Raw genomic sequence first — 23,653 nt, 5'->3', positions numbered from 1 at the left:
TTGCTGTTCCATATTGAGAAACATTATGTCTTCCAGAATTTTAACGTCGGACGTCATCGGTATTGACGTCCTTTTACACGATCATCATGCTGTGCTGGCGAAGTCAACGGGCGGCGCAGTGGCGGTATTCGCTAATAATGCGCCTGCCTTTTATGCCGTGACGCCTGCACGCATGGCTGAACTGCTGGCGCTTGAAGAAAAGTTATCACGTCCGGGAAGCGATGTGGCGTTAGACGCGCAATTTTACGAAGAACCCGAAGCCGCCCCCGTTGCGATTCCCTGCGGAAAATTCGCCATGTATCCCGCCTGGCAACCGGATGCGGATTTTCAGCGTCAGGCCGCCCTTTGGGGCGTGGCGCTTCGGGAGCCGGTCACCGCAGAAGAGCTGGCGGCGTTTATCGCCTACTGGCAGGCGGAAGGTAAGGTTTTTCACCATATCCAGTGGCAGCAAAAGCTGGCGCGCAGCGTGCAAATCAGCCGTTCCAGCAATGGCGGAATGCCGCAGCGCGACATCAATAGCGTCAGCGAACCTGACAATCATATTCCACCAGGTTTTAGGGGGTAACGATGAAAAATGTTGGCGACCTGATGCAGCGTCTACAAAAAATGATGCCTGCGCATATTACGCCGGCGTTTAAAACGGGCGAAGAATTGCTGGCGTGGCAGAAAGAGCAAGGCGAGATCCGGGCGGCAGCGCTGGCGCGGGAAAACCGGGCGATGAAAATGCAGCGCACCTTTAACCGTTCCGGCATTCGACCGCTGCATCAGAACTGTTCGTTTGATAACTATCGGGTTGAGTGCGACGGACAAATGAACGCGTTAAGCAAAGCCCGACAGTACGTTGATGAGTTTGACGGCAATATCGCCAGCTTTGTCTTTTCCGGCAAGCCGGGAACCGGTAAAAACCATCTCGCCGCGGCTATTTGTAACGAGCTGCTGCTGCGCGGAAAGTCGGTACTGATTATCACCGTAGCGGATATTATGTCAGCGATGAAAGACACGTTCAGCAATCGGGAAACCAGCGAAGAGCAGTTGCTTAACGATCTGAGTAACGTTGATCTGTTGGTGATCGACGAGATCGGCGTGCAGACCGAATCTCGCTATGAAAAAGTGATCATCAATCAAATTGTCGATCGTCGTTCCTCGTCAAAACGTCCCACCGGCATGTTGACGAACAGCAATATGGAAGAGATGACGAAAATGCTTGGCGAACGCGTCATGGACCGTATGCGTCTCGGCAACAGTTTATGGGTTAATTTTACCTGGGACAGTTACCGCAGCCGGGTGACGGGTAAAGAGTATTAAATTGCAACGTGCGCCAGGGCGATACGACGCCTGACTGACATAACACAGGTGATTACCATGAATACAGCGAAACATGTTCTGTGCTGCGCGGCGATCGCCAGCGTACTGATTTCCACCAGCGGTATTGCCGCCAGTCAGTTAAGCGCTCAGGGCGCGAACGCACAACAGGGCGGGATGTCGCTTTCTGCGCTAACCGGTCTGCTCAGCAGAGGTGCCCAGTCGCTCAGCGCCGATAATATGAATAATGCCGCCGGTATTTTGCAGTACTGCGCCAAACAGAAACTGGCGTCCGCTACCAACGTGGAAAACGTTAAAAATCAGATTCTGAACAAGTTGGGGTTGGATACCACACAGCAGGAGCAGGACACTAACTACCTGAACGGCCTGCAAGGGTTGCTCAAGACGAAGGACGGCCAGCAGTTGAACCTCAATAATATCGGCAGTACGCCGCTGGCGGAAAAGGTGAAAACCAAAGCTTGCGATCTGGTGTTGCAGCAAGGGCTGAATTTCCTCTCCTGACTGCGTTTTCTGACCGTGCGCCACGCCGGGACGCCCTGATAAAAGCCGTGTTTTGGCCCTTTACCCGCCAACACGGCATTAACCCGATTTTTCTCTTCGTCTTTTCCTGTTATTAACCGCTATGGCAGGAAGTGATGCCGATCAAAAAACCAACTTTCTAAACTCATTCTAAATAACAGCGCCGTGTAAAGTTATTAGAATTGCAGCAATGTGACATCGCTATTACATTGTTAGAAATTTTTTCCTGCCAGCGATAAGCCTGGTTTATTGAGGATCGTCAGTTGTCCGAGTTGCTCTCTGTCGCTCTGTTTCTCGCCTCTGTGCTGATATATGCCTGGAAGGCGGGCCGTAACACCTGGTGGTTTGCCGCCACTCTCACGGTGCTGGGACTTTTTGTCATTCTGAATATTACCCTGTATGCCAGCGACTATTTTACCGGCGACGGGATCAACGACGCAGTGCTTTATACGCTCACGAATAGTCTGACGGGAGCGGGAGTCGGCAAATATATTCTGCCGGGAATCGGCATTGCCCTGGCATTAGTGGCGGTATTCGGCGCGCTGGGATGGGTACTACGCCGCCGCCGTCACCATCCTCATCATGTCGGTTACAGCCTGCTGGCGTTACTGCTGGCGTTAGGTTCGGTCGACGCCAGCCCGGCGTTTCGCCAGATCACCGAACTGGTAAAATCACAAATGCGCGATGGCGATCCGGATTTTGCCGTTTATTATAAAGAACCAGCAAAAACCATTCCTAATCCGAAGCTCAATCTGGTCTATATCTACGGCGAGAGCCTGGAACGGACCTATTTTGATAATGACGCGTTCCCCAATCTCACGCCAGAGTTAGGCGCGCTGAAAAATGAGGGGCTGGATTTCAGCCATACCATGCAACTGCCGGGAACGGATTACACCATCGCCGGGATGGTGGCTTCCCAGTGCGGTATTCCGCTGTTTGCGCCGTTTGAGGGCAATGCCTCAGCGTCGGTTTCCAGCTTCTTCCCGCAGAATATCTGCCTCGGCGATATTCTGAAAAACTCCGGCTACCAGAACTATTTCGTGCAGGGCGCTAACCTGCGTTTTGCCGGGAAAGACGTGTTCCTGAAATCACACGGATTTGATCATCTGTACGGCGCTGAAGAGCTAAAAACGGTGGTGGCGGACCCGTCTTATCGTAACGACTGGGGCTTCTACGACGATACGGTGCTTGATGAGGCATGGAAGAAATTTGAAGCGCTTTCCCGCTCAGGCCAGCGCTTTTCGCTGTTTACTCTGACCGTAGATACTCACCACCCGGACGGGTTTATCTCGCGGACCTGCAACCGCAAACGCTACGATTACGACGGTAAGCCCAACCAGTCCTTTAGCGCCGTAAGTTGCAGCCAGGAAAACATCGCCGAGTTTATCAACAAAATCAAAGCGTCACCGTGGTTTAAAGATACCGTTATCGTCGTCTCTTCCGACCATCTGGCGATGAATAATACGGCCTGGAAATACCTGAATAAGCAAGATCGCAACAATCTGTTTTTTATTCTGCGCGGCGATAAACCACAGCAGGAGACGCTGGCGGTCAAACGCAACACGATGGACAACGGCGCAACGGTGCTGGATATTCTCGGCGGCGATAATTTTATCGGTCTGGGACGTAGCAGCCTTTCCGGGCAGTCGCTGTCGGAAGTGTTCCTGAATGTAAAAGAGAAAGTGCTGGCGATGAAGCCGGATATCATTCGCCTGTGGAATTTCCCGAAAGAGATAAAAGATTTTACCGTCGATCGGGACAAAAACATGATCGCTTTTTCCGGCAGCCACTTCCGCCTGCCGTTACTACTGCGCGTATCGGATAAGCGTGTTGAACCGTTACCGGAAAGTGAATACTCCGCTCCGCTACGGTTCCAGTTGGCCGACTTCGCCCCGCGCGATAATTTCGTTTGGATCGATCGCTGCTACAAAATGGCGCAGCTATGGGCGCCGGCGCTGGCGCTCTCCACCGACTGGTGCGTCTCGCAGGGGCAGCTTGGCGGGCAGCAAACCGTACAGCATGTCGATAAAGCGCAGTGGCAGGGTAAGACGGCGTTTAAAGACACGATGATCGATATGGAACGCTACAAAGGCAACGTCGATACCTTAAAGATTGTCGATAACGATATTCGTTATAAAGCCGATAGCTTTATCTTTAATGTGGCGGGCGCGCCGGAGGAGGTGAAGCAGTTTAGCGGCATTTCCCGGCCAGAGTCCTGGGGCCGCTGGTCAAATGCGCAGTTGGGCGATGAGGTTAAAATCGAATATAAAGCGCCGCTGCCGAAAAAGTTTGATCTGGTGATCACCGCCAAAGCCTTCGGCGACAACGCGAATCGCCCGATTCCGGTACGCGTAGGCAACGAAGAACAGACGCTGGTGCTGGGTCACGATGTGTCCACTATCACGCTGCATTTCAACAACCCGACGGACGCGAATACCTTAGTCATTGCGCCGCCCGCTCCCGTCGCCACCAACGAAGGTAATATTTTGGGCCATTCGCCGCGCAAATTGGGGATTGGCATGGTGGAGATCAAAGTGGTGAATGTTGAGAGTTAAAAGAGAATGTCATATATGCCGGGTGGCGGCTGCGCCTTACCCGGCCTACACATCATCTTTATCAATAAACTGGCGCACAGGCCTGATAAGCGAAGCGCCATCAGGCAAAAGTGTGAACATCTCATCCGGCCTACGGTCGTCTGTAGGCCGACTGTTCACCACTACGCCCTTAAAACGTTTCCCAATTATCGCTGCCGTCGGCCACAGCGGCCTTTGGTGACGACACGGCTGCCGGGGTTTTTACCGCAGCCACTTCACGCGCACGCTGCTGTTGCTGGTGAATACGGAACACCGCGACGGCCTGGGTCAGACGGCTGGCTTGCTCTTCCAGCGCCGCAGCCGCGGCGGCGGACTCTTCCACCAGCGAGGCGTTCTGCTGCGTTACGCGATCCATCTCCGCTACCGCCAGGCCCACCTGGTCGATACCACGGCTTTGCTCGTCGGACGCCGAGGCAATCTCGCCCATGATATCGGTCACGCGGGTCACTGCATTGACGATCTCATCCATGGTTTCACCGGCGCTTTCGACCAGCGTCGACCCCACATCAACACGGCTCACGGAATCCTCAATCAGACTCTTGATCTCTCGTGCCGCCTGCGCGCTACGCTGGGCCAGATTACGGACTTCACCGGCTACCACCGCGAACCCGCGTCCCTGCTCGCCTGCGCGCGCCGCTTCTACCGCCGCATTCAGCGCCAGGATATTGGTCTGGAAAGCAATACCGTCGATTACGCTGATAATATCGGCGATTTTCTGCGAACTGGAGGCGATATCGCGCATTGTTTGTACGACGTTATCCACCACTTTGCCGCCTTTTTGCGCTGTTTCAGAGGCGCTCAATGCCAGGTGACTGGCCTGACGGGCGTTTTCGGCGTTCTGTTTCACGGTGGCGGTCAGTTGTTCCATACTGGCGGCGGTCTCTTCCAGAGACGCTGCCTGCTGCTCAGTACGGGAAGAGAGATCATTGTTGCCCATCGCAATCTCGCTGGCGCCGCTGTAAATGGCGTTGGCGCCATTGCGCACATCGCCCACGGTACGCACCAGTTCGCTCTGCATATGGCGTAAGTTGTCCGCCAGTTGCCCCATTTCGTTAGAGCCTTCCACATCAATACGTTTCACCAGATCGCCGCTGGCGATATGGCGAATGCTTTCAATCAGACGATTCATCGGGGCGATAAGCGACAGTTTGATGCCGAACCAGACGGCGATAATCACCACCAGAACGGCAATCAGCACACTGACCAGTACCCACATCGCCTGGTTGTAGGAACTGTTGTTATCCTCAACAGCAATATCGTACAGACGATCGTTTTGCTGCATATAGGCCATGTACTGCTTCTCAAAAGCGTCCTGATAGCTTTGAGTCGGTTGATCAAAAAACTCGTTAATCTTACCCGCGCCAAGAAGCTGAATAAGCTCCGCCAACGCACCGTGGTAGATATCATAGGTTCGTTTGATCTCAAGGAAAGCCGCTTCACTCTGACGTGGATCGCGCGGTAACGCCTCATACTGCTCCCAGTTTTTTTCGGTCAGCTTCAGCGTATTGGTCGCCCCCTGCATCAGTTCAGCGACAGTTGCGCCGCTGCCAATATTGCTCTGGTCCATCATCCAGCGGATACCCGCGCGATTCAGGGTATTACGCGTTTGCAACAGCTCCACCCAGGTTGCATTCAGGGCAGACTGCTGCTGACGAATGGTTTGCAATACGGTGAAGTTTTCTTTGTCATTCTTCAGCGAGTTGAAGAACAGCCCGCCGGATGTCAGTTGTAAAAGGCCAAATAGCGCCAATACCAGCAGTAAGCTGGTAACAATTTTAATTCGCTTTAACATGTTTTCTCTTTCCGCTAGACAGATACAGAATTTTCGGCCTGGAAAGGGAAAACTTTATGGGATGCGCGCCATTAATATCACGATTAGCTCAGTGAAGTCGTTATGACGCCCCGCGCAACAAGGATCATCCCATTTTATATCGTGATCTCAATCACATAAAATAGCCCACGCCCTCCTCTGCGAAACCGCTTACCGGTACGTCCGACCGCTTAAACCGCCATACAACCACTCACTGATTTACCTAACTTTACGCGCGCGATGATCTGGCAAGATCCTCTCAGCATAGCAGTCAATCTACCTCCTCAAACACGAACTCAATGTCCACCCAGCTTCGGCTGATAATTAAACTTACAACCAGGTTTTACTATGGATACGAAAAAGATATTCAAGCACATACCCTGGGTGATTCTCGGAATCATCGGTGCTTTCTGCCTCTCGGTCGTTGCCCTACGTCGGGGTGAACACGTGAGCGCCCTGTGGATCGTGGTCGCTTCCGTTTCCGTCTATCTGGTGGCTTACCGCTACTACAGCCTGTATATCGCCCAGAAGGTCATGAAACTCGACCCGACGCGCGCGACGCCGGCGGTCATCAATAACGACGGCCTGAACTACGTGCCGACTAACCGCTACGTGCTGTTTGGTCACCACTTCGCCGCCATCGCCGGCGCAGGTCCGCTGGTCGGGCCGGTATTGGCCGCGCAGATGGGCTATCTGCCGGGGACACTGTGGTTGCTGGCGGGCGTGGTGCTCGCGGGCGCAGTGCAGGACTTTATGGTGCTGTTCATCTCTTCCCGCCGTAACGGCGCCTCTCTTGGCGAGATGATCAAAGAAGAGATGGGTACCGTTCCAGGCACCATCGCGCTGTTCGGCTGCTTCTTAATCATGATCATCATCCTCGCGGTGCTGGCATTAATCGTGGTGAAAGCGCTGGCCGAAAGCCCGTGGGGCGTCTTCACCGTCTGCTCAACGGTGCCGATTGCGCTGTTTATGGGCATCTACATGCGCTTCCTGCGTCCGGGACGCGTAGGCGAAGTCTCAGTTATTGGTATCGTGCTGCTGGTGGCGTCTATTTACTTCGGCGGCGTAATTGCCCACGACCCGTACTGGGGCCCGGCGCTGACCTTTAAAGACACCACCATTACCTTCGCGCTGATCGGCTACGCCTTTGTTTCCGCGCTGCTGCCGGTATGGCTGATCCTCGCCCCGCGCGACTATCTCGCTACCTTCCTGAAAATCGGCGTGATCGTCGGTCTGGCGCTGGGGATTGTGATCCTCAACCCGGAACTGAAAATGCCGGCGTTGACGCAGTACGTCGACGGTACCGGCCCGCTGTGGAAAGGCGCTCTGTTCCCATTCCTGTTCATCACCATCGCCTGTGGCGCCGTCTCTGGCTTCCACGCGCTCATCTCTTCCGGTACCACGCCGAAACTGCTGGCCTGTGAGACTGATGCGCGTTTTATCGGCTACGGCGCGATGCTGATGGAGTCCTTTGTTGCGGTGATGGCGCTGGTGGCGGCCTCGATCATTGAACCGGGTCTCTACTTCGCGATGAACACCCCGCCGGCAGGTCTGGGCATTACCATGCCAAACCTGCACGAGATGGGGGGCGAAAACGCGCCGCTGATTATGGCGCAGTTGAAAGACGTTACCGCACATGCGGCGGCGACCGTCAGCTCCTGGGGCTTTGTGATTTCCCCGGAACAAATCCTGCAGACTGCGAAAGATATCGGTGAACCGTCAGTATTGAACCGCGCAGGCGGCGCGCCAACGCTGGCAGTAGGTATCGCGCACGTGTTCCACAAAGTCCTGCCGATGGCGGATATGGGCTTCTGGTATCACTTCGGTATTCTGTTCGAAGCGCTGTTTATCCTGACCGCGCTGGATGCGGGTACCCGTTCCGGCCGCTTTATGTTGCAGGATTTGCTGGGTAACTTCGTCCCGTTCCTGAAAAAAACCGATTCTCTGGTCGCGGGTATCATCGGTACCGCAGGCTGCGTCGGTTTGTGGGGCTATCTGCTGTATCAGGGCGTGGTCGACCCACTGGGCGGCGTGAAGAGCCTGTGGCCGCTGTTCGGTATCTCTAACCAGATGCTGGCCGCCGTGGCGCTGGTGTTGAGCACCGTGGTACTGATCAAAATGCAGCGCACCAAATACATCTGGGTGACGGTGATCCCGGCGGTATGGCTGCTGATCTGCACCACCTGGGCACTGGGCCTGAAACTGTTCAGCGCCAACCCACAGATGGAAGGTTTCTTCTACATGGCAAACCTGTATAAAGAGAAGATTGCCAACGGCACCAACCTGACCGAGCAGCAGATTGCCAACATGAACCATATCGTGGTGAACAACTACACTAACGCTGGTTTGAGTATTCTGTTCCTGGTGGTGGTGTACAGTATTATCTTCTACGGTTTCACCACCTGGATGAAGGTACGCAACAGCGATAAACGTACCGACAAAGAAACCCCGTATGTGCCCGTGCCGGAAGGCGGCGTGAAGATCTCTTCACACCACTAAAACTGATGCCGGGTAGCGCACAGCGCTCCCGGCTAGTGTAGGCCGGATAAGGCGCAAGCCGCCATCCGGCTTTATTCATTAACAGGACGGCAGAATGTTTGATACTTTAGGTCAGGCAAAAAAATATCTCGGCCAGGCGGCAAAAATGTTGATTGGTATTCCGGACTACGACAACTATGTCGAGCACATGAAAACCAACCATCCCGACAAGCCGTACATGACCTATGAAGAGTTCTTCCGCGAACGTCAACAAGCACGTTACGGCGGCGATGGCAAAGGCGGTATGCGCTGTTGTTAATGGAGAGACTATGACCCCGATTGCAGTTACCCTACTTACCGGTTTTCTTGGTGCCGGCAAAACCACCCTACTACGCCATATCCTCAACGAACAACATGGTTTTAAAATCGCCGTTATCGAAAACGAATTTGGCGAAGTCTCCGTTGACGATCAACTGATTGGCGATCGCGCCACACAGATCAAAACCCTGACCAACGGCTGCATCTGCTGTACCCGCTCCAACGAGCTGGAAGATGCGCTATTAGACCTGCTCGACAGCCGCGACCGCGGCGATATTACTTTCGACCGTCTGGTGATTGAATGCACCGGCATGGCTGACCCCGGCCCGATTATTCAGACCTTTTTCTCCCATGACGTATTATGCGAACGCTACCTGTTAGACGGCGTGATTGCGCTGGTCGACGCGGTGCACGCTAACGAGCAGATGAACCAGTTCACCATCGCCCAGTCGCAGATAGGCTACGCCGACCGTATCCTGCTGACCAAAACCGACGTGGCAGGCGACAGCGAGAAACTGCGCGAGCGGCTGGCGCGTATCAACGCCCGCGCCCCGGTTTACACCGTGGTACACGGCGATATTGACCTGAGTCAGTTGTTTAATACCAGCGGCTTTATGCTGGAAGAGAACGTGCTGGCAAGCCAACCGCGTTTCCACTTTATTGCCGATAAACAGAACGATGTGTCGTCAATTGTGGTGGAACTGGATTACCCGGTGGATATCAGCGAGGTTTCGCGGGTGATGGAAAACCTGCTGCTGGAATCAGCGGATAAACTGCTGCGTTACAAAGGGATGCTGTGGATCGACGGCGAACCCAACCGTCTGCTGTTCCAGGGTGTGCAGCGTCTCTACAGCGCCGACTGGGACAGACCGTGGGGCGACGAAACGCCGCACAGCACGCTGGTATTTATCGGGATCCAGTTGCCGGAAGACGAGATCAGAGCGGCGTTTGCGGGGTTAAGGAAGTAAACGGTCGCAAAAAAGCCAGGACCGCACAGGAGATTGTATGCCCCTTATCCGAGATATTCACCAACGCTTCTGGCGTCTGCCACAACTGCCGTGGCTGGAGCTACGTACCACCAGTGAAAGCCGTCAGGCCTATAAGCGCCACAGCCACCCGCAACTGTCGCTGGGCGCGATCATCGCCGGAGAAACCCGCTGCATCAGTAACGGGCAAGAGTATCTGTTACGCCCCGGCGAGCTGATCCTGATCCCCCCGCAATCTCCACACAGTTGTAACCCGCTCCACGAGCGACCACGCAGCTATCATATGCTGTATCTCGATGCGGACTGGTGCCTGACGCAGCTCCCCCATTTGCCGGCGGATAGCCGCCTGCATACCACGCAGCCACAGTTGCAGAACCCGCAGCTTTTCCAGCTTTATCAGCAAATTGTGACGTCTATTACTCAACAGCAAACCGCCGGACTTCCGGCGCTTATTATCCACCTGTTGCGCGCCCTGCCGCTACAAAGTGCCGACGCCGAACCGCCATGCGCCATCAGCCGCCAGTTGGTTGCCCGCTTAGTCAGCAACCTTCAGAAACCGCCGACGCTGGACACACTGGCACAGGAGTTTGCGCTCCGTAAGGAGACTCTGATTCGCACTTTTAAGCAGGATACAGGCCTGACTCCTGTCAGCTTTACCAATATGGCCCGCATTGAATATGCCCGGCACCGATTGCGCGCCGGGGACGATATTGCCGATGTTGCCTATCAGACCGGTTTCGCCGATCAAAGTCATTTCCACAAAACCTTCGTCAGCTACACGGCGGCAACGCCGCGTCAGTACGCGCAGAACAGATCAATATCCGACAATAAATAGCGCATCCGCAGGTATAGGCTGACCTCAGTATCATCACTGAGGTTACTATGGAACAGGTTACAACGTTATTTCCCCCGGCGTTTCCCGCACTGGCGCTGGCGCATTTTATGGCACTGCTCAGCCCGGGTCCGGACTTCTTTTTGCTGGTCGGTTACGCCGTACGCTATCGGCTGCGCGGCAGCGTCGGGCTGTGCCTCGGCATTGCGGCGGGAAATGGGCTCTATATTCTGCTGGTGGTGATTGGGTCAGGGCTACTACGTCAGACGCCGCTGCTCTTTACCATCATCGAACTATTGGGTGCCGCCTACCTGCTATGGGTGGGCCGTCAACTGTTGAAAAGCCGCGCCGGGCCGCTGGAGTGGCGGTACGCCGCATCGGCATGTCCGTCACTGGCAAAACAACTATTACTGGGGCTAGGTTCATCGCTGTTGAATCCGAAAAATGCTCTGTTTTATCTGGCGCTAATGACCGCCCTGCTGGGCCCAAACGTGACCGTTACACAGCAGGCCATATGTGGAATCTGGATGACAAGCGTAGTGTTACTCTGGGATCTGCTGCTGATAACGCTTATCGCCCTGCCGCAAAGTCAACGTCGCTTGGGTAATCTTGTCTGGAAAATTGAACGCGCCGCCGGCGGCATTCTGATCGCCTTTGGCTGCTGGATTGTGTGGCAGTTCATTACCAGTTAAATCGATGAGGAGCAGCTTTATACGGTGGTCAACGCTGCCCGGGCAGATGAATAGGGTCTACATCATTCGAACCCTTTCCTTCTTATAATGCTGACGCCGCCATAAATTAACCTGCCCCCAGAAACCAATAAAGCGACTAAATAGCCGCTTTATTCTCATCACCAAATATAATATCACCTCTCATCCAGCGGCTTATTTTCATTGATTTTCAGCTGGACTTTTCTTTTATTTACTGATGATATATCCAGGTATTTAGCGCGGTGCGAGCGTGCGCCAACACGCCCGCACCGCTAATCACAATCCCTATTGAAAAGGAATAGAGACCATGACTACCCCGCATTCTATTGCAGAATCCACCGATCCAGAAGTCTTCCCGGCAAATAACCGTCATCTGACCGTGAGTTATGCGAGCCGCTACCCGGAATACACTCGTATTCCCGCCATTACCCTGAAAGGTCAGTGGCTGGAAGACGCCGGGTTTACCACCGGTACGCAGGTCGATGTGAGGGTGATGAACGGCTGTATTGTGCTGACGGCACAGCAGCCGCAACCAGAAGAAAGCGAGTTGATGCAGTCGCTGCGCCAGGTGAGCAAGCTATCGGCGCGTAAGCAAAAGCAGGTGCAGGCGTTTATCGACGTGATGGCAGGTTCTAAGTAAACGCATAAAATAAGCTGGCAAAGAACCCTTGCCAGCTTTAATTATAATTCATATCAATGAGTGAAGGAAAATCATGCGGCTAAAAGTAAAAGAAAACATTACGCTTTGGAGAAGTGAAGGTTTAATTGCTTATGTCGCCCTTGGATTTCTATGTACTTTTTTTATGGAGGTCAACGCTCTATTACCATACTATCTTCAGCAAAGTATATTTTTCGAAACGCTGATGAGCTACATGGCCTTCAATACGTTATTTTCGCTTGCTTTATCTGAGATTTTTTTTGCGATGTTGGTAGTGATTTGTCATAACACTAAACTGGAAAAGCTCACAAATAGTATTTTGCAAGAGTTGCATAAAAGAATTATGCAAGGTTCTTTCATTATATCCTTCTTATGCTTCGGAATATTTCTATTTTGTGTGATGGCATTCTGTATTGGTTCGCTAACAATAAATAATAATTACTATGGGAAACATGTCATAAATTTCGCTTACCCATTTGTTTTATTTCTATCTTTTCCTTATCTTATACATAAGGGTATAACAATCCTGTGTACTCTATTAAAAGCATTTCCCAAAGGCAAAATTCATGCAGCAATAATAATATTACTGATAATTGCAGCCGCGATTATTATCCCTGGCATGTTTAACAAAAAAGAAAAAATGACTATAACCATTGATAAGGAAAAATATCATGCGATTGAGCAAAAAACTAAGGTGAAACCAGAAAAATATATTGAGAAAAAGATTAATGATATTAATATTAATGATATAAAATAGTGAGCATGCATAACATAAGGGCATAGTAATATATCATAAAATCCTTTAACTACTATTGCCCTTGAATAGATCCACTATTCCACATCCTTCCTTTCCAACCCAATATCCCTTAACTGCTCGTCACTCATTCGTCGCAGCGCCTGACAGGCTCGCTTACGCAGCCACCACCTTTTTAGCGCCCGTCTGAGCTGCACAAAGCCAATGAATGGTTGTCTGGGGCGGTTCTCGTAAAATTCCATACCGGCCTCCGCATAGAACAGAAAATGCGGGCATCATGAATGTCTGTACAAACAATATCGGGATAAAAAGCACGGTTAGTGCAACGTGGATAAATAAGGAGGGCGATTGAAGGTGTTTTGTTCGCTTATTTCGTTCTGATTTAAGATCCGCGTCCTTCGCTGCAAAAAAGCCAGGCCCCTCCCGTTTTCAGAGGGGCAACAGGGATTAGCGGCGCACCACTACCAGCTTCTGGTTCACAAACTCCTTAATCCCCAGATCCGATAGCTCGCGTCCGAAGCCCGAACGCTTAACGCCGCCGAACGGCAGCTCCGCTGCGGTGTCGGTCAGCCAGTTGATATAAACCATCCCGGTTTCAATCCGGGAGGCCATGCGTTTAGCACGCTCAATATCCTGACTAAACACCGCACCGCCCAGGCCGTAGTGGGAATCGTTGGCGAGTTTTACCGCCTCGTCATCGTCTTTCACCACATACATCTGCGCCACCGAGCCGAAGAACTCTTCAAAGTACGCCGGGTTGTCACGCGTAATGTGGGTCAGAATGGTCGGCTCAAAGAAGTTGCCTTTGCTTTCCAGCGGCTTGCCGCCAATGTGTAGCGTCGCGCCATTTTTTACCGCTTCCTCGACCTGTCTGGTCAATGTTTCCAGCGCATCTTTCGACGACAGCGGCCCCAGTTCGGTAGAAGCGTCCATCTGATCCCCCACCTTCACCTTCCTGAACGCCTCGGTGAACTGGCTGAGGAATTGATCGGCGATTTTCTCATGCAGGATAAAGCGCTTCGCCGCCGTACATACCTGCCCCGCATTAGTGAGCCGTGCCTGCACGCCAATTTTCACCGCTTTCTCAAGATCGGCATCGTCCAGCACGACGAACACATCGTTCCCGCCCAGTTCCAGCGTCGATTTTTTAATGTGCTTCGCCGCCTGTGCCGCCACGGCGCTCCCCGCTTTTTCAGATCCGGTCAGCGCCGCGCCCTGCACGCGCGGGTCAGCGATGATGTTCGCCACCTGATCGGAGGAAATAAACAGGTTGGTCCATGCGCCTTCCGGCGCGCCGGCTTCACGCACCAGATGGGCAAACGTCTCGGCGCAGTGCGGTACGATGCTGGCATGTTTCGCCAGCACCGGGTTACCTGCGGCCAGGTTCGGCGCCAGCACACGCATCAACTGATAGTACGGGAAGTTCCACGGCTCAACAGCCATGATGACGCCAATCGGATGATGTTCTACCCACGCGTCGCCAAACTCGGTTTTATAAGGCACCGGGGCAAGAAACTGCTTCGCGTTATCCGCATAATAGCGAGCGATCTGCGCACACAGTTTGACTTCGCCACGGCTCTGCTCGATGAGCTTGCCCATCTCCTGGCTGGCGATTTTTGCCAGTTCTTCAACACGGCTGTCGATCAAGTCAGCCAGCTTATGCAGTACCGGCAGACGTTGGTCAATCTCTCCCCTGGACCAGTCGGAGTGATAGAGCGCGTCAGCTTTTTGCAGCGCGGCTTCAATATCCGCGTCCGTGTGCGGGGGATACTCTTTAATGAGCTGATTATTGGCAGGATTCACTGTCTGGTAAGCCATATCACATGTCTCCTTGTTATCGTCATTAAGGCAGCCGTAAATGCCGCTCAGAACAATAAGGGTAGTAGAGATGGCTGGCGCTATCGGTAAAGTTCGGTATATTCGTGCGGTTATCAACGATAATTATAGAGCGCGTTGCCCGGCGGGCACCGGGCCTGCAACATTCAGACTGGAACCGTGTTAGTGACTAACATCCTGAAGCTCTTCAGCCGTAAGGCCGGTGAACCGCTGGACAGTCTCGCGGTCAAGTCCGTCCGCCAGCATCTGTCTGGCGATACGCAATGCGGCAACATGCTGACCTTTTTCCAGCCCTTTTTCTAATCCTTCCTCCAGACCGAGCTGTCTTCCTTGCCGTTCCCCTTTTCTGCGATCCGCTGCGCGGATCCTCTCTATCAGCGTCATCAGTCTCTCCTTAGTGTGCGGGACATGCCCTACCACATCACGAATAAACGTGGTGAAACGAGGCGTATGTCCGTGCTGAATCATAAGATAATTAAACAGCGCTTTAAGCTGCCTGTCATTAGCGCAACCAGTAACTAACAGCGAAGCAATTCGTTCAACCAGTCCCAGCAGGTCGCGCTGGCGGATATGTTTTTGGATGAGCTCCAGCAGCGCAATGCGGCGGTGCTGCATAATGTCATCATCCGATACCACCGTAATGTCGACCAGCGGAAAGGCAGCGGCATAGAGTCTTCTTGCCACTTCCGGGTTCGCAAACTCATCCAGCCAGCACAGCGAAAAAGGATACGGGCTATCAACACCGTGATAAAACAGCATCGGCACCACCAGCGGAAGATGCTTATGCCCCGCATCCAGATGCTGTTGCATTGCCGCCATCGCATACCGCATCAGCCGAAACGCCATATGCGCATCCGGCGTGCTCTGATGTTCAATCACGACATAAATATAACCGTCGCCCTCGCGCGTTTTCAGCGACCAAAGCACATCGGAATAATAGGCTCGCAGATTTTTTTCAATAAAACTGCCGGGCTCCAGCTTTAGCGTCCGCAGGTCGCAAAGCTGGCGTAACGACACCGGCAGATGAATCTCCATAAAATCGCGGGCGGTTTCCGGGTGGCGCAAAAAGGTTTTAAACACCGCATCATGCGGTGTTGAGGTCGTCGATTTTTTCATGGCGCTCCGTCATCCCAAACCAGGATGCTGCGACTCTACCTCCTGAAAATTCCTTTCTCATCCGTACCTTTTCAGCATTGCGAGGCGCGACGGAAGATAAATCCTGTTATCTGTAATGCACATACATTTTCGGAACTGAACACGCAAAATGCCAGTCTGCGCGCCCTGCCTTTATCTTTATTAACCAGACAAACTCTTTTGATTAACATCAAAATTTAATTACACTTAATGTGTATATTTTCCGTGCAACGTAAATTTCCCGAGGTGTGATGTGCTGATTGTTATCTGTAATCGCCACACGTTCTGACGAGATTCAGAACGCGTCTCTTCCTGTCTGTGTTTTCACCGGCAGCGTTTTTGATTACATGAAATTCAGTACATCCGCAGCCGCTGTTTCCATCGCCTGCCTGACGTCACGATGACGGTATTGAGTTTCGCTATCCCATCATGGGGTTCTCCGACATGGAGCGCATTTTTTATGCAACGGATTATTCAGTTTTTCTCCCAACGCGCCACAACGTTATTTTTCCCGATGGCGCTGATTTTGTACGATTTTGCCGCCTATCTGACGACGGATCTGATTCAGCCTGGCATCATTAACGTCGTGCGCGATTTTAATGCTGACGTCAGTCTTGCGCCGGCCTCGGTCAGTCTCTATCTGGCGGGCGGAATGGCGTTGCAATGGCTTCTGGGGCCGCTATCCGACAGGATTGGCCGCCGGCCAGTGCTGATTGCAGGGGCATTAATTTTTACTCTCGCCTGCGCGGCAACGCTGTTGACGACCTCAATGACGCAGTTTCTGGTTGCCCGTTTTGTGCAGGGCACCAGCATTTGCTTTATCGCAACGGTCGGCTACGTCACGGTACAGGAGGCCTTCGGTCAAACCAAAGCCATTAAGCTGATGGCGATTATTACCTCCATTGTGCTGGTCGCTCCGGTTATCGGCCCGCTCTCCGGCGCCGCGCTGATGCACTTCGTTCACTGGAAGGTGCTGTTCGGTATTATTGCGGTGATGGGACTGTTGGCGTTGTGCGGCCTGCTGCTGGCGATGCCGGAAACGGTGCAACGCGGCGCGGTGCCGTTCAGCGCGGTGAGCGTACTGCGCGATTTTCGTAATGTGTTTCGCAACCCGATTTTTCTCACCGGGGCGGCGACGCTGTCGTTGAGCTACATCCCGATGATGAGCTGGGTGGCGGTGTCGCCGGTGATCCTGATCGATGCCGGCGGGATGAGTACTTCGCAATTCGCCTGGGCGCAGGTGCCCGTATTCGGCGCGGTGATCGTGGCCAATATGATCGTTGTGCGCCTGGTGAAAGATCCGACCCGACCGCGTTTTATCTGGCGCGCCGTACCAATTCAGTTAAGCGGGCTGGCGACATTGCTCCTCGGTAATCTTCTTCTGCCGCACGTCTGGCTTTGGTCTGTGCTGGGCACCAGCCTGTACGCGTTCGGCATTGGAATGATTTTCCCGACGCTGTTTCGCTTCACGCTTTTCTCCAACAACTTGCCAAAAGGGACGGTTTCAGCCTCGCTGAACATGGTGATTCTGACGGTGATGGCGGTGTCGGTCGAAGTTGGCCGCTGGCTGTGGTTTCACGGCGGGAGACTGCCGTTTCACCTGCTGGCAGCGGTGGCCGGGGTGATTGTGGTCTTCACCCTGGCGACATTATTACAGCGCGTGCGCCAGCATGAGGCGGCAGAACTGGCCGCTGAGAAGTAAACACTCTGCCGGATAGAGGCTTATCCGGCACAGGATAATCTGATGTTTTTTGCACGTTCTTGCCGTCTGGCTCTATCCTTAACCCTATGAATAAAATCGCCGAACTCAAACGCGCCAAACGCCTGGCGCTCTCACTGTTGCTGATAGCCGCCGCGACGTTTGTAACCACGCTTTTCCTGCCGCCCAGTTTTTGGGTGCTGGGCGTAAAAGCTATTGCCGAAGCGGCGATGGTTGGCGCGCTGGCGGACTGGTTTGCCGTGGTGGCGCTGTTTCGCCGCATTCCCATTCCGTTTATTTCACGACATACGGCGATTATTCCCCGTAATAAAGACCGAATCGGCGAAAATCTTGGGCAATTTGTGCAGGAGAAGTTCCTTGATACGCAGTCGCTGATCGCGCTAATCCGCCGCCATGAACCCGCGCTGCTTATCGGAAACTGGTTCAGCCAGCCGGACAACGCCAGCCGGGTCGGGCAGCATCTGCTGCAAATTATGAGCGGCTTTCTGGAACTGACCGATGACGCCCGTATTCAGCGGCTGCTCAAGCGAGCGGTACATAAGGCGATTGATAAAGTGGATCTTTCCGGCACCAGCGCCCTGATGCTGGAAAGCATGACCAAAAACGATCGTCACCAGGTGTTACTCGATACGCTGATCGCCCAGCTTATCGCCCTGTTACAGCGTGACAGCTCCCGAACATTTATCGCCAGACAGATCATACGCTGGCTGGAAACCGAGCATCCGTTAAAAGCGAAGATTCTGCCGACCGAATGGCTGGGAGAACACAGCGCTGAACTGGTCTCCGACGCGGTGAATTCTCTGCTGGATGATATCAGTCACGACCGCGCGCATCAGATTCGTCATGCCTTCGATCGCGCGACGTATAAGCTGATCGATAAACTTAAACATGATTCGGAAATGGCTGCCCGGGCAGAAAACATTAAAAGTTACCTGAAGGAAGATGAGGCGTTTAACCGTTATCTCGGCGAAATCTGGGCGGATCTACGCCAGTGGTTAAAAACAGATATCAACGCCGAAGACTCAAAGGTGAAGCAGCGCATCGCTCATGCCGGACAATGGTTTGGCGAGACGCTGATCGCCGACGACGCATTACGCGCCTCGCTTAACGGTCATCTGGAACAGGCCGCGCACCGCGTCGCGCCGGAATTCGCCGCCTTCCTGACGCGCCACATCAGCGATACCGTAAAAGGCTGGGATGCGCGCGATATGTCGCAGCAGATTGAGCTTAATATCGGTAAAGATTTGCAGTTTATCCGCGTGAACGGCACGCTGGTCGGCGGCGCTATTGGTCTGGTGTTATATTTACTGTCGCAAATACCGGCACTGCTCAGTATCTAACGCCGTTCTCGTTCAGATTAACTGCCAAACCCCGCACATGGGAGGCATTAATTTAATGCCATTTCCCACCGATGTCCCTCTTCTCAATCCGTTATTCGCCTGCGCCTCACTTTCTTTTCTTGCAAATTTTAAACATTAATTTTACTTTTTATTATCATTTGCAACAACAATCCGGCATTCTTGCCTTACTTTAGCAAAGAGAAAAACCATGGTTCATGCTCAGAGCGCTTCACCTCGCCATCCCATTTTTACGGCGCTTTTCGGTATGATGGTATTGACGCTGGGGATGGGAGTTGGCCGCTTTCTGTATACGCCCATGCTGCCGGTAATGCTGGCGGAAAAGCAGCTAACGTTTAATCAGCTCTCCTGGATTGCCAGCGCCAATTATGCAGGGTACCTGGCGGGAAGCTTACTGTTTTCCTTTGGCCTTTTTCATCTCCCCTCTCGTCTACGCCCCATGCTGCTGGCTTCGGCGGTCGCCACCGGTATTCTTATTCTGTCTATGGCGATATTTACTCAGCCCGCGGTCGTCATGTTGGTACGCTTCCTGGCAGGCGTCGCGAGTGCGGGAATGATGATTTTTGGATCAATGATTGTGTTGCATCATACCCGCCATCCGTTTGTGATCGCCGCGCTCTTTTCCGGCGTCGGGGCCGGGATTGCACTGGGCAACGAATATGTCATTGGCGGTTTACATTATGCGCTTTCGGCCCATTCGCTATGGCTGGGGGCCGGGGCGCTCGCCGGTATATTGCTATTAATCGTGGCAATATTGATTCCCCCCCGCGCTCATGCGCTGCCGCCTGCGCCCTTAGCAAGAATCGAAAATCAGCCTATGCCCTGGTGGCAACTGGCGCTGTTGTACGGTTTCGCCGGATTCGGCTACATCATTGTCGCTACCTATTTGCCGCTGATGGCGAAAAGCGCGGGCTCTCCGCTACTCACGGCGCACCTTTGGTCGTTGGTCGGCCTGGCGATCATTCCCGGCTGCTTCGGCTGGCTGTGGGCGGCAAAACATTGGGGCGTCCTGCCATGTCTGACCGCGAATCTGTTGATCCAGAGCGCCTGCGTGCTGCTGTCTCTCGCCAGCGACTCGTTGTTGCTGTTAATACTGAGCAGTATTGGTTTTGGCGCCACGTTTATGGGCACAACCTCGCTGGTGATGCCGCTTGCCCGACAACTCAGCGCGCCGGGCAATATTAATTTGTTAGGCCTGGTGACGCTAACGTATGGTATTGGGCAAATTCTCGGTCCGCTCGCCGCCAGTCTGTCAGGCAATGGCGCGTCGGCAATTATCAACGCCACGCTTTGCGGCGCCGCGGCGCTCTTTTTTGCCGCGCTGATCAGCGCCGCGCAGCAGATAAAACAAAAACGGTTTGTGATACGTGAATAAGCGGTAGAGTAAACCCGCGCTATCCGCACCGGGTTGTATCTTTAACGCTATTCGCGGCGCAATGCGGAGCTGTTTTTAATAGCACATCCTCAACACGTTATTTCAGGGTAAAGATGCCACTAAAAACTATACTTATTCTATGGTTTTTAGTGTTATCAAACTGCCTATTATTTTATATACCCTTCATACTTCAAGTGGCTTATGTGTTGGCTACGGATTACTCGGCCCATCCATGGGCCTCGCCCTGACGGGCCGTTGCTCACCCCAGTCACATCGTTATCTATGCCTGGGGACTCACTCCCTTGCCGCCTTTAAGCAACTCGAATTATTTTGGCTATATATTCCATTATGATGATTATCGTTCCCTCTCAAATCATCACAATTATAAATAAATCACATTATGAAATTAATTCGATTATTCGTTTTTTATTACCTGCCCGCAGGATTCTTAGGGCGCAAGCTGCCCCATCAGCGGCTACTGACCTGACCGTGACAATTCCTCTTAAGGCGTGAAAAATTACAGTAAAAAAGTAAAATTTAGGTTAAAAAATCCTATTTTTTAACAACGATAATTAAGTGGCGTGAAATTGACTAACGTCAAATTTATTTCCCCTTTTTCCTGCTCCCGGCTCTGGCCTGCGTCAACACCTGTTTCTTTGCTTTTTTACCGCGCGTTATACCGTCCACGGTTCCCCGCGCCTCCGGCAGTAGCGAGGATGGTGATTTTTCGCGCTGCTATGCAAGAAACGCATAGCACGATACATACTTGCATTTTGTCCTTACCCTTAGGGCTGATAAGGTCTTTCTGTTTCGGGCTTTTTGGCCTGTGGCTACAACCAACACATCATCAAAAAAATTCGGGGATCGCTATGGCGCAACAAGTGGACGGGGCGGCCATGCCGCTTGATACAGAAAAGGTCGGGATAAAGGGATACCTGGCGTTTTTTCTCACCATTATTTTCTTTTCCGGCGTATTTTCCGGAAGCGAAGGCTGGTGGCGCGTTTTTGATTTTACCGTACTCAACGGGTCATTCGGTCATGTGACCGGTACGCAGACCTTTCGCGGCGCGGGCGGAACGGGCGCGAAAGATGGCTTCCTTTTTGCGCTGGAGCTGGCACCGTCGGTTATCCTTTCTCTGGGTATCATCGCGATTACGGATGGACTGGGCGGTCTGCGGGCGGCACAGCAACTGATGACGCCTATCCTGAAACCATTGCTTGGCATTCCCGGCATTTGCTCACTGGCGCTGATCGCCAACCTGCAAAATACCGACGCCGCGGCGGGTATGACTAAAGAGCTGGCGCAGGAAGGTGAAATCACCGAACGCGATAAAGTGATTTTTGCCGCCTGGCAGACCAGCGGCAGCGCTATTATCACCAACTATTTCTCCTCCGGCGTTGCGGTATTCGCCTTTCTGGGGACGTCAGTCATCATTCCGCTGGTGGTCATTCTGCTATTCAAATTTATCGGCGCAAACCTTTTGCGCATCTGGATTAACATCGAAGAACGCCGTCACCCTGCGCAAGGAGCCCAATCATGACGACTCAGGTACGTAAGAATGTCATGGATATGTTTATCGATGGCGCACGCCGCGGTTTTACCATCGCCACGACCAACCTGTTACCCAATGTGGTCATGGCATTTGTCATTATTCAGGCGCTGAAAATTACCGGTCTGCTCGACTGGGTAGGCCATATCTGCCAGCCCGTGATGGCGTTGTGGGGGCTTCCCGGCGAAGCGGCTACGGTGCTTCTGGCTTCGCTGATGAGTATGGGCGGCGCCGTTGGCGTGGCGGCCAGTCTGGCTACCGCCGGCGCGCTAAGCGGCCACGATGTTACCGTACTACTGCCAGCCATTTACCTGATGGGAAACCCGGTACAGAATGTCGGCCGCTGTCTCGGTACTGCCGAAGTCAACGCCAAATATTACCCGCATATTATCGCAGTCTGCGCCATCAATGCGCTGCTGTCGATCTGGGTCATGCAGCTTATTGTTTAATAAGGAGTTATCATGCCTGATTTATCCGCCGCGGAGTTTACCTTATTACAGGGTGCGCACCTGTTTGCGCCAGAAGACCGGGGCATCTGCGATGTTCTACTCGCGAATGGCAAAATTATTGCCGTCGGCGCTGACATCCCCGGCGATATCGTACCGGACTGTGCGGTGATTAATCTTAGCGGCCGTATGCTGTGCCCGGGCTTTATCGACCAACACGTTCATCTGATCGGCGGCGGCGGCGAAGCGGGGCCGACGACGCGGACGCCGGAAGTCTCCCTGAGCCGCCTGACGGAAGCCGGGATAACAACGGTCGTCGGCCTGCTTGGCACCGACTCCGTCAGCCGTCATCCCGCGTCGCTGTTAGCCAAAACGCGAGCGCTAAATGAGGAGGGGATCACCGCCTGGATGCTCACGGGCGCTTATCACGTTCCGTCGCCGACCATTACTGGCTCGGTAGAAAAAGACGTCGCGCTGATCGATCGCGTCATTGGCGTGAAATGCGCAGTCTCCGACCACCGTTCCGCCGCGCCCAGCGGGAATCAACTCGCCAGCATGGCCGCTGAATCACGCGTTGGAGGCCTGCTGGGCGGTAAACCCGGTGTCAGCGTTTTTCATATGGGCAGCAGCAAAAAAGGGTTACAGCCGCTGTATGACATCCTGGAAAACAGCGACGTGCCGATCGGTAAACTGCTGCCTACCCACGTCAACCGTAGCGAATCTCTTTTCGAGCAGGCGCTGGCGTTTGCGCTTAAAGGCGGCGTAATCGACATTACCACCAGTATCCCGGATCCCGTCGCGCCGGCGGAGGGCATTGCCAGAGCGGTAAAAGCCGGCGTCCCGCTTTCCCGAGTGACGCTCAGTTCAGACGGTAACGGCAGCCAGCCGCTATTTGACGCTGCCGGAAATCTGACGGGTATCGGCGTCGCAGGCTTCGAAAGTTTGCTGGAGACGTTGCAGACGCTGGTTAACCACTACGGATTCAGCCTGACCGATGCTTTGCGTCCGCTGACGACCAGCGTAGCCGCCTTCCTCAGTCTGGACGGCAAAGGCGAAATCCGTCCCGGTAACGATGCGGATCTGCTCGTCTTTAGCGCAGATTTACGCATTGAGCAGGTGTATGCGCGCGGCAAACGCATGGTCAATGAGGGGAAAGCCTGCGTAAAAGGTACCTTTGAACCGGCGTAATTCCCGCTAGTTTCAGGCTGCCCCATCACGGCATTCTGAAAGAGGACGGGATAAGCGGTTGTCA

Annotated in this window: 22 protein-coding genes; 18 read left to right on the top strand and 4 right to left on the bottom strand. The window is 53.3% G+C overall.

Going from position 1 to position 23,653, the window contains the following annotated elements:
* The first annotated feature begins 25 nt into the window (after nucleotides 1–25).
* The 4 genes from dnaT (at nucleotide 26) to opgB (ending at nucleotide 4,397) form a co-directional block, all read left to right on the top strand.
* A complete protein-coding gene (gene dnaT / locus J4650_RS11165) occupies nucleotides 26–565 on the top strand; it encodes a primosomal protein DnaT (protein ID WP_000098578.1) in 540 nt (179 codons plus the stop codon).
* Between the two features lie 2 nt (nucleotides 566–567).
* Complete coding sequence (gene dnaC / locus J4650_RS11160; protein ID WP_000799924.1) at nucleotides 568–1,305, top strand: DNA replication protein DnaC; 738 nt, start codon at nucleotides 568–570, stop codon at nucleotides 1,303–1,305.
* Between the two features lie 57 nt (nucleotides 1,306–1,362).
* Complete coding sequence (locus J4650_RS11155) at nucleotides 1,363–1,824, top strand: DUF2501 domain-containing protein (protein WP_001090314.1); 462 nt, start codon at nucleotides 1,363–1,365, stop codon at nucleotides 1,822–1,824.
* Between the two features lie 281 nt (nucleotides 1,825–2,105).
* Complete coding sequence (gene opgB, locus J4650_RS11150; protein WP_017441756.1) at nucleotides 2,106–4,397, top strand: phosphatidylglycerol--membrane-oligosaccharide glycerophosphotransferase; 2,292 nt, start codon at nucleotides 2,106–2,108, stop codon at nucleotides 4,395–4,397.
* A gap of 169 nt (nucleotides 4,398–4,566) precedes the next feature.
* On the opposite strand, the gene tsr is transcribed toward opgB, so the two are convergent.
* A complete protein-coding gene (tsr, locus tag J4650_RS11145; RefSeq protein ID WP_000919517.1) occupies nucleotides 4,567–6,228 on the bottom strand; it encodes a methyl-accepting chemotaxis protein in 1,662 nt (553 codons plus the stop codon).
* A gap of 366 nt (nucleotides 6,229–6,594) precedes the next feature.
* On the opposite strand from tsr, the gene btsT reads away from it, so the two are divergent.
* From btsT to J4650_RS11110, 7 genes are all read left to right on the top strand, one after another.
* On the top strand, nucleotides 6,595–8,745 hold the full coding sequence (gene btsT / locus J4650_RS11140) for a pyruvate/proton symporter BtsT (RefSeq protein WP_000379929.1): 2,151 nt from the start codon (nucleotides 6,595–6,597) through the stop codon (nucleotides 8,743–8,745).
* A 94-nt stretch (nucleotides 8,746–8,839) separates the two neighbouring features.
* Nucleotides 8,840–9,043, top strand: coding sequence for a YbdD/YjiX family protein (locus tag J4650_RS11135; protein WP_000460616.1), 204 nt, complete (start codon nucleotides 8,840–8,842; stop codon nucleotides 9,041–9,043).
* 10 nt (nucleotides 9,044–9,053) lie between these two features.
* Nucleotides 9,054–10,010 carry a GTPase gene (yjiA, locus tag J4650_RS11130; RefSeq protein ID WP_023993199.1) on the top strand — a complete coding sequence of 319 codons (957 nt, stop codon included), beginning with the start codon at nucleotides 9,054–9,056 and terminating at the stop codon, nucleotides 10,008–10,010.
* Between the two features lie 37 nt (nucleotides 10,011–10,047).
* Nucleotides 10,048–10,863, top strand: a complete 816-nt coding sequence (locus J4650_RS11125) for an AraC family transcriptional regulator (RefSeq protein WP_001627708.1) — start codon at nucleotides 10,048–10,050, stop codon at nucleotides 10,861–10,863.
* A gap of 47 nt (nucleotides 10,864–10,910) precedes the next feature.
* Entirely contained in the window at nucleotides 10,911–11,552 is a 642-nt protein-coding gene (locus J4650_RS11120) for a LysE family translocator (protein WP_023227822.1), read from the top strand.
* Nucleotides 11,553–11,877: 325 nt separating this feature from the next.
* Nucleotides 11,878–12,210, top strand: a complete 333-nt coding sequence (gene symE, locus J4650_RS11115; protein ID WP_000210980.1) for an endoribonuclease SymE — start codon at nucleotides 11,878–11,880, stop codon at nucleotides 12,208–12,210.
* Nucleotides 12,211–12,283: 73 nt separating this feature from the next.
* Nucleotides 12,284–12,985 carry a hypothetical protein gene (locus J4650_RS11110; protein WP_001237617.1) on the top strand — a complete coding sequence of 234 codons (702 nt, stop codon included), beginning with the start codon at nucleotides 12,284–12,286 and terminating at the stop codon, nucleotides 12,983–12,985.
* 74 nt (nucleotides 12,986–13,059) lie between these two features.
* Here J4650_RS11110 and yjiS read toward each other — a convergent pair whose 3' ends face one another.
* A complete protein-coding gene (gene yjiS / locus J4650_RS11105; protein WP_000397917.1) occupies nucleotides 13,060–13,224 on the bottom strand; it encodes a DUF1127 domain-containing protein YjiS in 165 nt (54 codons plus the stop codon).
* Here yjiS and J4650_RS11100 point away from each other — a divergent pair.
* Complete coding sequence (locus J4650_RS11100; RefSeq protein ID WP_001541460.1) at nucleotides 13,191–13,334, top strand: hypothetical protein; 144 nt, start codon at nucleotides 13,191–13,193, stop codon at nucleotides 13,332–13,334. The genes yjiS and J4650_RS11100 overlap by 34 nt on opposite strands.
* Nucleotides 13,335–13,429: 95 nt before the next feature.
* Here the strand turns inward: J4650_RS11100 and J4650_RS11095 are convergent, their stop codons facing one another.
* Complete coding sequence (locus J4650_RS11095; protein ID WP_023993200.1) at nucleotides 13,430–14,800, bottom strand: NAD-dependent succinate-semialdehyde dehydrogenase; 1,371 nt, start codon at nucleotides 14,798–14,800, stop codon at nucleotides 13,430–13,432.
* Nucleotides 14,801–14,980: 180 nt separating this feature from the next.
* Nucleotides 14,981–15,934 (bottom strand): Rpn family recombination-promoting nuclease/putative transposase, encoded by a 954-nt coding sequence (locus J4650_RS11090; RefSeq protein ID WP_000749993.1) that lies wholly within the window; start codon nucleotides 15,932–15,934, stop codon nucleotides 14,981–14,983.
* 478 nt (nucleotides 15,935–16,412) lie between these two features.
* Between J4650_RS11090 and mdtM the strand changes: the two genes are divergently transcribed.
* From mdtM to iadA, 6 genes are all read left to right on the top strand, one after another.
* Nucleotides 16,413–17,654, top strand: coding sequence for a multidrug efflux MFS transporter MdtM (gene mdtM / locus J4650_RS11085; RefSeq protein ID WP_001188918.1), 1,242 nt, complete (start codon nucleotides 16,413–16,415; stop codon nucleotides 17,652–17,654).
* 86 nt (nucleotides 17,655–17,740) lie between these two features.
* On the top strand, nucleotides 17,741–19,012 hold the full coding sequence (locus J4650_RS11080; RefSeq protein WP_023993201.1) for a DUF445 domain-containing protein: 1,272 nt from the start codon (nucleotides 17,741–17,743) through the stop codon (nucleotides 19,010–19,012).
* Nucleotides 19,013–19,220: 208 nt separating this feature from the next.
* Complete coding sequence (locus J4650_RS11075; RefSeq protein ID WP_000233263.1) at nucleotides 19,221–20,405, top strand: MFS transporter; 1,185 nt, start codon at nucleotides 19,221–19,223, stop codon at nucleotides 20,403–20,405.
* Between the two features lie 869 nt (nucleotides 20,406–21,274).
* Nucleotides 21,275–21,946, top strand: coding sequence for a nucleoside recognition domain-containing protein (locus J4650_RS11070; RefSeq protein WP_000068750.1), 672 nt, complete (start codon nucleotides 21,275–21,277; stop codon nucleotides 21,944–21,946).
* Nucleotides 21,943–22,404, top strand: coding sequence for a YjiG family protein (locus J4650_RS11065; RefSeq protein ID WP_000211979.1), 462 nt, complete (start codon nucleotides 21,943–21,945; stop codon nucleotides 22,402–22,404). The genes J4650_RS11070 and J4650_RS11065 overlap by 4 nt, the downstream gene beginning before the upstream one ends.
* A 12-nt stretch (nucleotides 22,405–22,416) precedes the next feature.
* Nucleotides 22,417–23,589 carry a beta-aspartyl-peptidase gene (gene iadA, locus J4650_RS11060; protein ID WP_001113057.1) on the top strand — a complete coding sequence of 391 codons (1,173 nt, stop codon included), beginning with the start codon at nucleotides 22,417–22,419 and terminating at the stop codon, nucleotides 23,587–23,589.
* Nucleotides 23,590–23,653 lie beyond the last annotated feature (64 nt).

The sequence above is a fragment of the Salmonella sp. 32120201201600049SM genome, assembly GCF_017572835.1.
Classification (GTDB): Bacteria; Pseudomonadota; Gammaproteobacteria; order Enterobacterales; family Enterobacteriaceae; genus Salmonella; species Salmonella enterica.
This window is presented reverse-complemented; position numbering and strand designations above follow the sequence as displayed.